Origin of the sequence: Massilia sp. ZL223 (genome assembly GCF_018119395.1) — a bacterium.
Classification (GTDB): Bacteria; Pseudomonadota; Gammaproteobacteria; order Burkholderiales; family Burkholderiaceae_D; genus Telluria.
Window position 1 is genome coordinate 86,179 of record NZ_JAGPWD010000017.1, and the last position, 12,820, is coordinate 98,998.

Annotated in this window: 15 protein-coding genes; 4 read left to right on the plus strand and 11 right to left on the minus strand. The window is 65.2% G+C overall.

The genetic code is table 11. The annotated features are described in order from the left end of the window. Positions 1–150 precede the first annotated feature (150 nt). On the plus strand, positions 151–930 hold the full coding sequence (pssA, locus tag KBW95_RS12610; RefSeq protein ID WP_211525215.1) for a CDP-diacylglycerol--serine O-phosphatidyltransferase: 780 nt from the start codon (positions 151–153) through the stop codon (positions 928–930). A 13-nt stretch (positions 931–943) separates the two neighbouring features. On the opposite strand, the gene KBW95_RS12615 is transcribed toward pssA, so the two are convergent. The 11 genes from KBW95_RS12615 to KBW95_RS12665 form a co-directional block, all read right to left on the minus strand. Beyond that, positions 944–1,255 carry a metal-sensitive transcriptional regulator gene (locus KBW95_RS12615; protein ID WP_211525216.1) on the minus strand — a complete coding sequence of 104 codons (312 nt, stop codon included), beginning with the start codon at positions 1,253–1,255 and terminating at the stop codon, positions 944–946. A gap of 1 nt (position 1,256) precedes the next feature. Next, entirely contained in the window at positions 1,257–2,183 is a 927-nt protein-coding gene (locus tag KBW95_RS12620; RefSeq protein ID WP_211528388.1) for an aldo/keto reductase family oxidoreductase, read from the minus strand. A gap of 279 nt (positions 2,184–2,462) precedes the next feature. Continuing rightward, positions 2,463–3,608 (minus strand): D-alanyl-D-alanine carboxypeptidase family protein, encoded by a 1,146-nt coding sequence (locus KBW95_RS12625; RefSeq protein ID WP_211525218.1) that lies wholly within the window; start codon positions 3,606–3,608, stop codon positions 2,463–2,465. Between the two features lie 103 nt (positions 3,609–3,711). Then, entirely contained in the window at positions 3,712–4,335 is a 624-nt protein-coding gene (locus KBW95_RS12630; protein WP_211525219.1) for an alpha/beta hydrolase, read from the minus strand. Positions 4,336–4,350: 15 nt separating this feature from the next. Continuing rightward, positions 4,351–4,683 carry a ferredoxin gene (locus tag KBW95_RS12635; protein ID WP_211525220.1) on the minus strand — a complete coding sequence of 111 codons (333 nt, stop codon included), beginning with the start codon at positions 4,681–4,683 and terminating at the stop codon, positions 4,351–4,353. Between the two features lie 50 nt (positions 4,684–4,733). Next, positions 4,734–5,861, minus strand: coding sequence for a VanZ family protein (locus KBW95_RS12640; RefSeq protein WP_211525221.1), 1,128 nt, complete (start codon positions 5,859–5,861; stop codon positions 4,734–4,736). Continuing rightward, positions 5,858–6,490, minus strand: coding sequence for an ABC-type transport auxiliary lipoprotein family protein (locus KBW95_RS12645; protein ID WP_229429719.1), 633 nt, complete (start codon positions 6,488–6,490; stop codon positions 5,858–5,860). Before KBW95_RS12645 ends, KBW95_RS12640 begins: the two co-directional genes overlap by 4 nt. Before the next feature lie 14 nt (positions 6,491–6,504). Beyond that, the gene (locus KBW95_RS12650) at positions 6,505–7,452 is read right to left on the minus strand and encodes an MlaD family protein (RefSeq protein WP_211525223.1); all 948 of its coding nucleotides are present in this window, start codon (positions 7,450–7,452) and stop codon (positions 6,505–6,507) included. 1 nt (position 7,453) lies between these two features. Further along, on the minus strand, positions 7,454–8,305 hold the full coding sequence (locus tag KBW95_RS12655) for an ATP-binding cassette domain-containing protein (RefSeq protein WP_211528389.1): 852 nt from the start codon (positions 8,303–8,305) through the stop codon (positions 7,454–7,456). Further along, entirely contained in the window at positions 8,305–9,438 is a 1,134-nt protein-coding gene (locus KBW95_RS12660; protein WP_211525225.1) for an ABC transporter permease, read from the minus strand. Before KBW95_RS12660 ends, KBW95_RS12655 begins: the two co-directional genes overlap by 1 nt. A 54-nt stretch (positions 9,439–9,492) precedes the next feature. Then, positions 9,493–10,980, minus strand: coding sequence for a B12-binding domain-containing radical SAM protein (locus tag KBW95_RS12665; RefSeq protein ID WP_211528393.1), 1,488 nt, complete (start codon positions 10,978–10,980; stop codon positions 9,493–9,495). A 132-nt stretch (positions 10,981–11,112) separates the two neighbouring features. Here KBW95_RS12665 and KBW95_RS12670 point away from each other — a divergent pair, with 132 nt between their 5' ends. From KBW95_RS12670 to KBW95_RS12680, 3 genes are read left to right on the plus strand one after another with little or no spacing between them, the layout of a single operon-like run. After that, the gene (locus KBW95_RS12670; protein WP_211525226.1) at positions 11,113–11,427 is read left to right on the plus strand and encodes a YbjQ family protein; all 315 of its coding nucleotides are present in this window, start codon (positions 11,113–11,115) and stop codon (positions 11,425–11,427) included. Further along, positions 11,427–11,876 (plus strand): YbjQ family protein, encoded by a 450-nt coding sequence (locus tag KBW95_RS12675; protein WP_211525227.1) that lies wholly within the window; start codon positions 11,427–11,429, stop codon positions 11,874–11,876. Before KBW95_RS12670 ends, KBW95_RS12675 begins: the two co-directional genes overlap by 1 nt. Further along, positions 11,873–12,682: a M48 family metallopeptidase gene (locus tag KBW95_RS12680; protein ID WP_211528390.1), complete on the plus strand. Its 810-nt coding sequence runs from the start codon at positions 11,873–11,875 to the stop codon at positions 12,680–12,682. The genes KBW95_RS12675 and KBW95_RS12680 overlap by 4 nt, the downstream gene beginning before the upstream one ends. Positions 12,683–12,820 lie beyond the last annotated feature (138 nt).

Below are 12,820 nucleotides of genomic sequence, written 5' to 3' on the forward strand. Positions count from 1 at the left end.
AGCTCATGTTACAACTCCTGTCAATACGTAAGAACGAAGGCGACATTCTAGGGCAAAATCAGTTTTCGTGATGGGCTTGGGGTGAAGCGGCCACACTCTTATTTTGCGCCCTGTAGAATAAGGCATCGATTCTCTTGCCGAGTTACTAATTTGAACCCGACCCGCCAGCAGCGCCTCGCGCGCGCCAAGTTCGCCCTGCCCAGCTTCGTCACCCTGTTGTCGATCGCCTGCGGCTTCGGCAGCATCGTGATCTCGGTCGACAACGCCCATGTGGGCAACCCGGACGATTACCGCCTGGCCGCGATCCTGCTGGTGCTGGCCGGCGTGTTCGACGCCCTCGACGGCTTCGTGGCGCGCGCCACCAATACCCAGTCCAGCTTCGGCGTGCAGCTCGACTCGATCGCCGACGTGATGAACTTCGGCTGCGCTCCGGGACTGCTGCTGTATTGCTACGGCTTTGCCCAGATGAGCGTGGACCATCCGACCCTGGTGCGCATGGGCGGCCTGGCCTGCTTCGTGTTCGTGGCCTGCGGCGCGCTGCGCCTGGCGCGTTTCAATATCAGCCATGGCCGCACCGACCCGCGTTATTTCGTCGGCATGCCGATCACCGCGGGCGCGGCCTGCGTGGCCTCGGTGGTGGTGGCCTGGCCGGCGCCGGCCACCTCGATGTCCCAGGCCTTCATGATCGCGGGCCTGATGGTGGCGGTGGGCGCGCTGATGGTGTCGACTATCCGCTTCCCCAGCTCCAAGCACCCGCGCGGCAAGGTCATGATCGGCCTGCTGGCCGTGTGCGCGCTGCTGCTCGCGCTGCTGCAGACGCGCTTCTTCGTGCTGTTCTTCCTGCTCTACGTGTGCGCGACGCTGCTGCTGAACATCGCCTGGAAGACCGGCTGGACCGGCGTCGCGCCACCGCGCGTATACGAAGACTAAGCTCAGGCCAGCCTCACGCAAACTTGTCCAGCATGGCCGCGAGGTGAGCGGCCCGCTGGCGCGCTTCCTCGAGGTCGGCGGCTTCGCCGGTCTGGGTGAGGATCGAGGCGGTCAGCAGCTGCACGAAGGAGCGGTCCAGGGCCTTGCGCGCCGCCGCCATCTGCTGGGCGACCGCGTCGCAGTCCTCGGGGGCATCGGCCAGCGCGATCAGCTTCTGCACGCCGCGCAGCTGGCCCTCGATGCGGGCCAGGCGGTTCAGCAAATCCTTCTTCTGCTGGGCGCTCAGGGCCCGGCCTTCCACGATCTTCAGCTGGCCGTCGGCCATTTCAGGCCACCTCGTGTCCGCGCGCCGCGCGCAGGATGCGGAACCAGTCTTCGCGCGCCAGGGTGAAGCCGGCGCCGGCCACCGCCACCTTGATCGCTTCCAGGCGCCCGGTGCCGGTCAGCGGGAGCGGGCGGCTCGGGAGCTGCATGATCCACGCGAACACCACGCTGGCGAAGGGGCGCTGCAGGCGGTCGGCGATTTCCTTGATCACCAGGCGCAGGTTCTCGGCGCCGGCGTCCCCCGCATTGAACAGGCGCCCGCCGCCCAGCGGCGACCAGGCCATCGGCGCGATGCCCAGGTCCTGCAGGCCGTCGAAGGTCTCGTCGAACATCGGTGCCGTGTATAGCGGCGAGAATTCGACCTGGTTGGTGGCCAGCGCGAAGCGGCGGTTCAGGCACTCGAACTGGTGGCGCGTAAAGTTCGACACGCCGAAATGCAGCACCTTGCCGCTTTGCCTGAGGCGGGTGAAGGCTTCGGCGATCTCGTCGAAGTCCATCAGCGGGTCCGGGCGGTGGATCAGCAGCAGGTCGAGGCGGTCGGTGTGCAGCTGGCGCAGGGATTCCTCGGCGGACGCGATGATGTGCGGCGCCGTGGTGTCGTAGTGCTGGATCGTGTGTTCGGGACGCGCGGGCGAGATCAGCTTGATGCCGCATTTGCTCACCAGCTCGATGCGGTCGCGCAGCGAGGGCTGGGCGCGCAGGGCTTCGCCGAACAGGCCTTCGACGCCGTAGTTGCCGTAGATGTCGGCGTGGTCGAAGGTGGTGACGCCCATGGCGACGCACTGCTCGATGAAGCTGACTCTCTGTTCCACCGACATGCCCCATTCGGTCATGCGCCACATGCCGGCCACGATGCGCGACAGTTCCGGGCCGCCTTCGCGGGTGGCGATGCGGGGGCAGTGCAGGTCGGCGGGGAGCGGGTGGGTCATGGGGGGCTTTCTTGTTGGCGTGGTGGCATCATTATAGCGGTGGGAGCAAGGGGTGTTGGTACGCGACGAACTTGGGCGGAACAATGCCAGTGGCATTGTTCCGGCCTTCGCCGGAAGTCGTAGCTGCCAGTGGCAGGTACGACGGTCTTTGGGCTAGAGGTAAACTTAAACAACGTCGTCCCGGCGAAGGCCGGGACCCAAGTCCGCACCGCAGCCACCAAAACAAAAGCCCGCCCGGGCTTTCGCACGGACGGGCTTTGCGTCAAGAATGACAGCAGATTACTGCATCCAGAGCCGCATCGAATCCCAAGCACGGCCAAAGATGCTCGCTTCGCCCACTTCTTCCAGCGCCACCACCGGCAGCACCAGCAGCGGCTTCCCGTCCGCCATCATCTTGAGCGTGCCCACCTGGCCATTCAGGGCCAGCGGCGCGACCAGCGGATCCTTACGCTCGAGCACCGGCTTGAGCTTGCCCGCCACGCCCTTCGGCACGGTCACCAGCACGTCGCGGGTGAAGCCGATCTTCACGTTCGATTGCGAACCCTTCCACACTTCCGGCGTCGCGATGGCCTGGCCCTTCGAATACAGCTTGACGGTGTCGAAGTTCTGGAAGCCCCAGTTCAGCAGCTTCTGGCTTTCCGCGGTACGTACGGAGTCCGAGCTGGTGCCCAGCACGACCGAGATCAGGCGGCGCTGGCCGGTGGTGCCGTTCGGGCGGCGCGCCGAGGCGATCATGCTGTAGCCCGAGGAATCGGTGTGGCCGGTCTTCATGCCGTCCACGGTCGGGTCCAGCCACAGCAGGCGGTTGCGGTTCTGCTGGGTGATCTTGTTATAGGTGAACTGCTTGACCGAGTCGATCTTGTAGAACTCGGGGAAGTCGCGGATCACGGTGGTCGCCAGGGTCGCCAGGTCGTGCGCGGTCGAGTAGTTGTTCGCGTCCGGCAGGCCGTGCGGGTTGGCGAAACGGGTGCCCTTCATGCCCATGCGCTGCGCTTCGCGGTTCATCAGGGTCACGAAGGTGCCTTCGTCGCCGGCCACGGCTTCCGCCAGCGCCACCGCCGCGTCATTGCCCGACTGGACCATCAGGCCGTGCAGCAGGTCGTTCACCGACACCGGGGTGGCCGGATCGATGAACATCTTCGAGCTCGAGCCGTCGACTTTCCAGGCGCGGGTCGAGACGGTCACCATCTGGTTCAGCGCCAGGCGCTTGTCGCGGATCGCGGCGAAGGTCACGTAGGCCGTCATGACCTTGGTGAGCGAAGCCGGCTCGATGCGCGCATGCGGATCCTGCGAGGCGATGACCTGGCCGCTCGTTGCGTCGAGCAGCAGCCACGATTTGGCGGCGATCGCCGGGGCCGGCACGGTTTGCGCGCTGGCCGAGACCATCACCAGGCTGGCGGCAAAGGCCGCGAACAGTTTTTTCATGGGAGTGTGTCAGTCAATCAGTAGTGGTGGAGCGCAAGACAATGCCCTAAAGCATTGCCTCAAGAGAAGTCCAACATTATAGGACAGTGTTACGCCGAAATGTTCACCGATGCCACATTTGTGCAACGAGATTTTTGATGTGTCCGAGCTTGCGGTGGAAGAAGTGGTCGGCGCCCGGGATCACAATGACCGGAATGTCAAGAGGACGCGCCCAGTCGTAGACTTCCTGCAAGGTGATCGTATCGTCAAGTTCGCCGTGGATCAGGATGCTGTCTTGCGGGACCGGCGGCATCGGCCATTTGCCGGCGGCGGTGCCGACCAGCACCAGGCGCTCGGCCGGGCGGCCTTCGGCGATGAGGCGCTGCTGGAACTGGGCCTGCACGAAGGTGCCGAAGGAGAAGCCGGTCAGGGTCACCGGCAGGTCCGGATAGCGCGCGCGCATGTGTTCGTACATGATCGCCATGTCGTCCACTTCGCCGCGGCCGTCGTCATGCACGCCTTCGGATTCGCCCACGCCGCGGAAGTTGAAGCGCGCCGCGGCGTAGCCCATGTTGACGAAGGTGCGCGCCAGGGTCTGGGCCACCTTGTTTTCCATGGTGCCGCCGTACAGCGGGTGAGGGTGGGCGACCAGCGCGATGCCGCGCGGTTCGCTATCGGGCAGGTCCAGCAGGCATTGCATCTTGCCGGCGTGGCCATCCAGGGTGAACTTGTGCGAATGGATATTCATGGTCCTTCTTGCTAATTAAATCTTCAAACGATCGACGGGCTTGCCGCCGATGAGGTGCTGGTCGATGATGTCGTCGATATCGGCCGTGTCCACATAGGTGTACCAGGTGCCTTCCGGGTAGACCACGACTACCGGGCCTTCCTCGCAGCGGTCGAGGCAGCCGGACTGGTTGATGCGCACCTTGCCCTGGCCGCTCAGGTTCAGTTCCTTGATGCGCTTCTTCGCGTGCTTCTGCGCCTTCTCGGCGCCGCACTTGCCGCAGCTCTGGCGCGCGTCCTTGCCTTCCCGCTCGTTCATGCAGAAAAACACGTGGTATTGATAAAACGGTGCGTCCTTGGTGTCGTTCATGTCGTTCTCGTCGAAAGGTGGCGGCGCCAAAGCGCAATGATACGCGTTCTTTACTGCCGATTGAGCTTGTGAGAGGGAAGCAGCAGGAACCAGAGCGCGAAAAACGGCCACATCAGGGACAGGAACTGGGCCGCGCCATTGAAATTCAGGAATTTACCCTGCACCCAGCCCTGCAGGGTCGAGGAGAAATACGGGTTCACCGGGATCGTATTGACGACGATGAGGCTGAGCACCAGGGTGACCACGGCCAGGCGCCGCTGGGCAACCTGGGGCGCGAACACCAGGCCGGACAGCATGATCAGGCCGATCAGGAAGCCCCCTTCGGCTCCCGGCGTCACCCAGACGAAGGCGTTATCGGGCCGGAACAGCAGCGAACTGGCGAGGGCCTTGACCACCAGCGCCGACGCCAGCAGGGCCAGCATCAGCAGGAAGCGCGGCGCGCCGCGGCGCACCAGGCACATCAGGGTTAGGGCCGCGCCGGTCATGCCGCAGGCGGTGATGATGGTTTCGGACAGCCAGTACTGCTCCACGCTCATCATGGCGCCCGGACGCAGCATGGCCACCAGGTCGATGTCCTCGTCCAGCCATTTCGACAGCCAGCCCGAGATGATGGGCAATACCTGGCCATGGCCGAACAGGTAGCTCTGCGGGTAGATCTGGGCCAGCGGCCACAAGGCCACCAGCACCAGGCCCTGGCTGGCGTGCGAAGCGAACCAGCGCCGCCGCAAATGAAACAGGCGGCTGCGGTCCAGCAGCAGCGGCGCCCACAGCGCGCCCAGGATGGCGCCCACCAGGCAGCCGCCGGAATTGGTGATGAAGTCGAGATTGGACGGCACCCGGCTGGGCAGGTAGTTCTGCACCGCTTCCATGGTCCCGGAAACCAGGATGCCGCCGACGGCCGCCGCCAGCACCGCCCAGACGCCGCGGATGCGCGGGTAGAGCGACAGCACCAGCAGCACCCCGAAGGGAATGTAGCCGACGATATTGACGGTGACGTCGAAGCCGGTCCAGTAGCGCTGCTTGGCCAGGTTGAGGAAGGCGAGCGGCGGTACCCCGCTGTCGCGCCAGCCGGAGAACGGGTACCAGCTGGCGTAGATGATCAGCAGCAGGTAGGCCAGCAGCGTGGCGCGCGAGATCGGCGAGCCGCGCGGGCGGCCGGTCACTTCCGGCTCGGTCATTTGCTCACGGTCGGGGGCGAGGTCACGGGCAAGGTCGCCAGCCAGGCCAGGATATCGGCGCTGGTGGCGTCCAGGCTCTGGGCCAGCGCGCGCGCGCCGCCCGCCGCGTCGGCGCTGGCGGCCGGCGTCGTGCGCGAGAAGCTGCGCTGGTCGACCAGGCGGTGTTCGTTGAAGACGGAGGCGCGCAGCGCCAGCTGGCCTTCGCTCTGCGCCGCGCCGGAGAAGCTGTGCATCAGCTCATCGACTTCGATGCGCAGGATCGGTACGCCGGTGGAGGCGTCGGTGGCCGACAGCACCTTCATGCCCGACTGGGCCAGGCGGGTCTTGACGCGCTGGGTCACCAGGGCCAGCGGGTTGCCGCTCCATCGGCTGTTGGCATAGGTGCGCGCCTGGAGGGCGTCGGCGTAGTTGAGGCGGTAGTACATGCGCTCGTTGTCGAGGATGGCGGCGCCGGTGGCGTCCATCACGACGATGGCGGGCATGCTGGCCGGTGCTGCGGCAGCGCCCTGCGCGGCCGGCAGGGCCGGGCCGAAGTCGAATACGGTCGAGGGCGTGCTGCTCTTGCTGCTGGCGCAGCCGCCGAGGATCAGGGCAAAGGCAAGAGTGCTGAGAAGGCGTGGTGCGATCATGGTCACGGTGATCCTCATTTGGTCGGGGGCACGAAGCCCGGCTCGCCCGGGCCGGGCTGCTCGCCCGGCGCGCCGAACAGGATGCTCTGCGGGCGCTCGGACAACGAATTGGCGGTGCGGCGCACGGCGCGCAGCGACAGGCGCGCCTCGTCGGTCATCTGCACCACGTGCGGCAGGGTTTCGAGTTCCAGCTCGCTGGTGGCGGCCTGCAGCGAACCGATGGCGCCGTTCAGGCGCTCGACCGGGCCGTCCGGCGACTGCAGGCGGATGGCCAGCTGGTCGTAGTTCTTGATCATGCTGTTGGCGCTGCCGGCCACGGTGTCGAAGGAGTCCAGGCTGCGTTCCAGCTTGGCCGACAATTGCGGCAGACGCTCGATGGTCGGCTCCAGCTTCTGCGGAATGGCGGCATAGGCGTCGGCGGCCTTGCCGATGCTGTCGAACGCCCCGATGATGGTCTGCTGGTTTTCCGGGCCGACGATCTTGGCCAGGCTGTCGGTGATCTGCTCGGTCTTTTCCAGGATCGCCAGGCCGCGCTTTTCCAGCATGTCGAGCAGGCCAGGGCGCAGCGGGATGCGCGCGGTACGGTCCTGGCTGGTCTGCAGGCGCGGCGAACCGGTGCGGTCGTCGTCGAGCTGGATGAAGGCGATCCCAGTCACGCCCTGGTAGCCGAGGGTGGCGAAGGTGGTGGTGGTGACCGGCGAGTTCTCGTCCACCGACAGCTTGATGAGGATCTGGCCGGTGACGCGCGGGTCGAACACGATCTCGTCGACGCGGCCCACTTCCAGGCCGCGGTAGCGTACCGTCGCCTGCGGGTTCAGGCCGGGGATCGACTGGGTGGTGACGATTTCGTAGGGGTCGTAGTCGGTGTTGTCGCGGTTGAGCCAAAGGCCGACCAGCACCGCCGCTATCAGGAGCGCAATCGTGAACACGCCGGTCATCAGGGCATATGACCTGTTTTCCATATCAAGTCTCCGAATCGTTCTGGGCCTGGCGCTCTTCGAGCACTTCCAGCGCCCGCTGGCCGCGCGGGCCCAGGAAAAAGTGTTTGATGAACGGATGGTCGACGCGCAGCACGTCGCACGACGGACCGACCGCCAGCACGTGTTTTTCGGCCAGCACCGCGATGCGCGAGGACAGGGCGAACAGCGTGTCGAGGTCGTGGGTGACCATCACCACCGTGAGCTTGAGCTCGCGGTGCAGGGTCTGGATCAGCGCCACGAAGGCGTCCGACAGGTCGGGGTCGAGGCCCGCCGTCGGCTCATCCAGGAACAATAACTGAGGTTCGAGCGCAAGGGCGCGCGCCAGCGCCGCGCGCTTGACCATCCCGCCCGACAGGTCGGACGGCATCTTGTTGGCGTGCTCGGGGCCGAGCCCCACCATGTCCATCTTGAGCAGCACCGCGTCGCGGATCACGTCCTCGGGCAGGGCGCGCAGCTCGCGCATGGGCAGGGCGATGTTGTCGAACACGGTCAAGGCCGAATACAGCGCGCCTTGCTGGAACAGCATGCCCCAGTGGTTGCGCATGCGCTGCAGGTCTTCCGGCTCGGCCGCACTGATGTCCTCGCCGAACACGTGCACCGAGCCTTGCGAAGGGCGCTCCAGGCCCAGCATCTGGCGCAGCAGCACGGTCTTGCCGGTGCCGGAACCGCCGACGATGGTCAGGATCTCGCCGCCGTAGATGTCCAGGTTCAGGTCCTGGTGCACCACGGTGCGGCCGAAGCGCGTCCACAGGTTACGGATCTGGACCACCGGCGCGCCGACTTCCTCCTCGGGGCGCATGTTGAGGCGCTGGGGGCCGCGTTTATGGTCCGCCATCAGAACCCCACTCCGCTGAAGATGATCGCGTACACCGCATCGGCCAGGATCACCACCGTGATCGCCGTGACCACCGAGGTGGTGGTGCCGCGGCCCAGGCTTTCGGTGTTGGCCTTGATGCGCAGGCCGAAGTGGCAGGCGATCAGCGCGATCAGCACGCCGAAGGTCACGCCCTTGAGCAGGCCGATGGTGTAGTTCACGTAGGGCACCGCGTCCGGCAGCTTCTGGATGAAGTAGCGGAAGGACAGGTTCAGTTCGATCTTGGCCGAGACCATGCCGCCGATCAGGGCCATGGCGTCGGTCCACACCACCAGCAGCGGCATCGAGATCGCCAGCGCGATCACCTTGGGCATGATCAGGCGGTAGCCGTGCGAGATGCCCATCACCAGCATGGCGTCGAGTTCTTCCGTCACCCGCATCACGCCCAGCTGCGCCGTGATCGAGGAGCCGGAGCGGCCGGCCACCAGGATCGCGGCCAGCATCGGCCCCAGTTCGCGGATCACGGCCATGCCGAGGATGTTGACCAGGTAGATGTCGCCGCCGAACATGCGCAGCTGCTGCGACGACAGGTAGGAGAGCACGATCCCGATCAGGAAGCCGACCATGGCGGTGATGCCGAGCGCCTGGAAGCCGGAGTGATAGATGTTGGCCGAGATCTCGCGCCACGGGCCGGTCTGCGGACGGCGCAGGAAGCGTCCCAGGTCCTGCACCACGACCCCGATCAGGCCGACGAAGGCGCGCAGGTGCTCGAAGAAATTCAGGATCCCGGCGCCGAGGGTGATGATCCAGTGCAGGGGACTGCGGCGCTGGCGCGGCAGCTTGATGCTGCCGGCCTTTTCGATGCGCGCGAACAGGTCTTCCTGGCGCGGATCGAGCTTCAGGCGCGGCGGGCGCTTCTTGTGCCAGGCATTCCAGAACATCTGGGCGCCGATGTGATCGAGGCTTTCGATGCCGGACAGGTCCCAGTCGCAGGCGCCCTTGTCCTTCAGGGTGGCCAGCTGGCGCGTGATGCCCTTGAGGGTGCCGCGCCGCGACAGCGCGTGCACCTGCCAGACCCCGTTCGCCACGACAGATTGACCCGCCCCAGAGGCGGAATGCTGGATAGTTAATGTTGGCGCATTTTCAATCTGCATTGTCGCAGTGTAAAAGAGAATCGTTTGCGCCGCCAGCGACGATCCTCTAGCGTATCAGGCGGCCAGGTGGCGCACCTGGCGCTGCGGGGCGGCGGCCGGAGCCACTGCCTGGACGGCCGGCTTGTCCACCTTGCCGGCGTAGTCGCTGGCCAGCAGGGCGGCGGCTTCCTCGCGTCCCATGCCGCGCGCCTGCAGCCATTCCTGCACCAGCTTGGCAAGGCGGTCGAGGGCGATGCGGTGGGTGGCGTCCGTTTTCGTATAGATCCAATCCGAGAAGGTCATGAAGTTCTCGAACGGGGCGTCGGCCAGCATCGCGCGGGTGGTGTTGGCGAAGCGGCCCGAGTTGGCCACCAGGTCCCAGTAGCGGGCGAAGCGCACCAGGCGCTGCATGGTGGCGAAATCCACCTTGTTCGTGGCCAGCACGGTGTAGGGTGGATAGGGATCGTAGACCATGCCGAAAGGCTCGGTGTGGCGGATGATCGGCGTGCCGCGCAGGCGCTTGAGGATGCCGAACTGGATCTCCTGCGCGCCCAGGCTCACCAGCTGGTCGAAGCCGCGCGCGAAGCTGGCCACGTCCTCGCCCGGCAGGCCGGCGATCAGGTCCACGTGCAGGTGGGCGGTGGAGTGTTCGCACAGCCAGCGGATATTGTCGGCTGCCTTCTCGTTGTTCTGACGCCGGCTCACCAGGGCCTGCACCTCGGGGTTGAAGCTCTGGATGCCGATCTCGAACTGCAGCGCGCCCGGCGGGAACCTGGCGATGGTCTCCTTCAGCGCTTCCGGCAGGTGGTCGGGCACCAGCTCGAAGTGGGCGTAGACCGGGTCAATGGGGTTCGCCTCGATCTTATCGAGGAAGAACTGCATGATCTGCAGGCTGGTCTTGACGTTCAGGTTGAAGGTGCGGTCGACGAACTTGAACAGGCGCGCGCCGCGTGCGTACAGCGATTCCAGCTCCGCCAGGAAGGACTCGAGCGGGAAGGGCCAGGCGGTCTTGTCCAGCGAGGACAGGCAGAATTCGCACTTGAACGGGCAGCCGCGCGAGGCTTCCACGTAGAGCGTGCGGTGGGCGATGTCGTCCTCACTATATAGAGAGTAGGGCAGGACGATGTCGCCCATCGGCGGCTGGACGCCGGCATGCACCTTCATCAGGGGCTTGGGACCGTTCAGGATCTCGCCGCACAGCTTGGGGAAAGTCACGTCACCCCAGCCGGTGACCACGTAGTCGGCCAGCCTGGCGATTTCCTGTTCCCCGGTCTCGTAGGAGACTTCCGGGCCTCCCAGCACGATCGCGATGTGCGGCGCGACCCGCTTGAGCATGGCCACCAGCCTGGTGGTTTCCTCGACGTTCCAGATATAGACGCCGAAGCCGACGATGCGCGGCTGGTGGGCCAGGATGCGTTCGACCAGGTCGGTGGTCTTGGCGCCGATGACGAATTCCTGGATGCGGGTCTGCGCATGCAGCTCGCCCATGTTGGCAAGCAGGTAACGCAGGCCGAGCGAGGCGTGCGTATAGCGAGCGTTGAGGGTGCTGAGCAGGATGGTCATGGCGGCGGGGCGGTTCGGCAAAGGCGTCATTTTACTGTGCTCGCGCACGGGGGTACGGAGATATGCATAATGAATTGCCAGTAGTAAATTTACGTGTCTACAATCAACCACTCTTTTTATTGGTGGCCGCTCATGCTTCTTACAAATATTGAAACCATTCCCGGCAAGTCGATCGCGGTCTGCCATGGCGTCGTCTCCGGCAGCTCGGTGCGCTCCAAGCATGTGGGACGCGACATCATGGCCGGCCTGAAGAACATCGTGGGCGGCGAGCTGCGCGGTTATACCGAGCTGCTCGAGGAGTCGCGCGAGCAGGCGACCGAACGCATGAAGGCGCAGGCGTCCCAGCTGGGCGCCAATGCGATCGTGAATGTGCGCTTTTCGACCTCGTCGGTGGCGGCGGGCGCGGCGGAAATCTATGTCTATGGCACCGCGGTGACCGTCGAGTAATGGAATACCTGATCCTGCTGGCGTTCTGGTCGGTGCCTATCGCACTCGGCTATATCTTCGGCCGTTCCGCCGAGGCCCGGCACTACCGCGCCATCCACGAACGCGAAAAGGCGATCGTGCACCTGCCGGCCACCTCGCTGAAAAAGCCGCTGGGGAGCGGCGCCGTGGCGCGCAGCGAACTGGTGACCGGGAGCGTCGTGGTGTCGGTGGACTATTTCAAGAAGGCGGCGTCGGCGCTGCGTTCCCTGGTCGGCGGACCGGTCAAGTCCTATGAGACCCTGCTCGACCGCGCCAAGCGCGAAGCCGTCCTGCGGCTGAAGGAAAGCTGCCCGGGAGCGGGCGAGATCGTCAACCTGCGCCTGGAAACCATGCCGCTGTCGAAGAACGTGCGCGGCGAAGTGACCGGCGTCGAGGTCCTGGCCTACGGGACGGCGATCTATTACGCATGAAATACCAGGCCTCGCTTCCCGAGCATAACGACAACATCTCGCACGAGCATCCCCTCAAGGATTTCCTGCTGATCCTGGGCGCGCTGTCGGCGCTGGTGGTGGCGGGGATCTGGCTGCTCGGCCTGATGATCGATGCCGTGGTCGACCGGATGAGCCCGGAGACCGAGAAGCGGCTGACCGGCCTGCTTGCGATTCCTGCGCCGGCGCCGGTGAAGGCGCTGCAATCGAAGGAAGCCTATATACAGTCGCTGGTCGACAGCTTGCGCAGTTGCGCCGGCGTCGACACGCCCGTGACGGTCCGGTTGACGGCGTCGAAGGATGCCAACGCGGTCGTGATGCCGGGTGGGACCGTGCTGGTGTTCTCCGGCTTGCTGGATCATGTCGAGTCCGAGAACGGTTTGGCCTTTGTGCTGGCCCATGAGCTGGCGCACCTGGCCAATCGCGATCACCTGCGCGGAATGGGGCGCAGTATCGTCATCATTACCGTCGCAACCTTGATTACCGGGGATGGCTCGTGGACTGCGGGATTGCTGGCGCCGGCGCAGCAGCTGGGCGAATCGGGCTATTCGCGCGGCCGAGAAGCGGCGGCGGATGCGCTGGCGCTCAAGGTCCTGCAATGCCGCTACGGGCATGCCGGCGGCGCGACCGAATTGTTCGCCTCGCTGGGCAAGGAGGACGATACCCCCGCCATCGCGCATTACCTGGCTTCCCACCCTTCCATGGGCGCACGCATCGCAGCGATCGAGTTGGCGATCAGCCAGGCTGGACTGCGCAAAGCCGAAGTACGTGCCTTACCCCGCCCTTGAGTCTGCTTGCTTCAACAAAAAAGTGTGTGCCGACGTAAAAAGAGGGTTGACGTAGATCAGCCTCTCCCCCATAATCTCACTCCTCTGCTGCTGACGAACACAACGCTTCGTCGAACGAGCAAGCAGTACAGAACAACG

Excerpts from the sequence above, each read along its gene's own strand:
- KBW95_RS12615 (WP_211525216.1), bottom strand. The coding sequence starts at position 1,255 with ATGGCCGACGGCCAGCTGAAGATCGTGGAAGGCCGGGCCCTGAGCGCC.
- KBW95_RS12620 (WP_211528388.1), bottom strand. The coding sequence starts at position 2,183 with ATGACCCACCCGCTCCCCGCCGACCTGCACTGCCCCCGCATCGCCACC.
- KBW95_RS12625 (WP_211525218.1), bottom strand. The coding sequence starts at position 3,608 with ATGAAAAAACTGTTCGCGGCCTTTGCCGCCAGCCTGGTGATGGTCTCG.
- KBW95_RS12630 (WP_211525219.1), bottom strand. The coding sequence starts at position 4,335 with ATGAATATCCATTCGCACAAGTTCACCCTGGATGGCCACGCCGGCAAG.
- KBW95_RS12635 (WP_211525220.1), bottom strand. The coding sequence starts at position 4,683 with ATGAACGACACCAAGGACGCACCGTTTTATCAATACCACGTGTTTTTC.
- KBW95_RS12640 (WP_211525221.1), bottom strand. The coding sequence starts at position 5,861 with ATGACCGAGCCGGAAGTGACCGGCCGCCCGCGCGGCTCGCCGATCTCG.
- KBW95_RS12645 (WP_229429719.1), bottom strand. The coding sequence starts at position 6,490 with ATGATCGCACCACGCCTTCTCAGCACTCTTGCCTTTGCCCTGATCCTC.
- KBW95_RS12650 (WP_211525223.1), bottom strand. The coding sequence starts at position 7,452 with ATGGAAAACAGGTCATATGCCCTGATGACCGGCGTGTTCACGATTGCG.
- KBW95_RS12655 (WP_211528389.1), bottom strand. The coding sequence starts at position 8,305 with ATGGCGGACCATAAACGCGGCCCCCAGCGCCTCAACATGCGCCCCGAG.
- KBW95_RS12660 (WP_211525225.1), bottom strand. The coding sequence starts at position 9,438 with ATGCAGATTGAAAATGCGCCAACATTAACTATCCAGCATTCCGCCTCT.
- KBW95_RS12665 (WP_211528393.1), bottom strand. The coding sequence starts at position 10,980 with ATGACCATCCTGCTCAGCACCCTCAACGCTCGCTATACGCACGCCTCG.
- KBW95_RS12670 (WP_211525226.1), top strand. The coding sequence starts at position 11,113 with ATGCTTCTTACAAATATTGAAACCATTCCCGGCAAGTCGATCGCGGTC.
- KBW95_RS12675 (WP_211525227.1), top strand. The coding sequence starts at position 11,427 with ATGGAATACCTGATCCTGCTGGCGTTCTGGTCGGTGCCTATCGCACTC.
- KBW95_RS12680 (WP_211528390.1), top strand. The coding sequence starts at position 11,873 with ATGAAATACCAGGCCTCGCTTCCCGAGCATAACGACAACATCTCGCAC.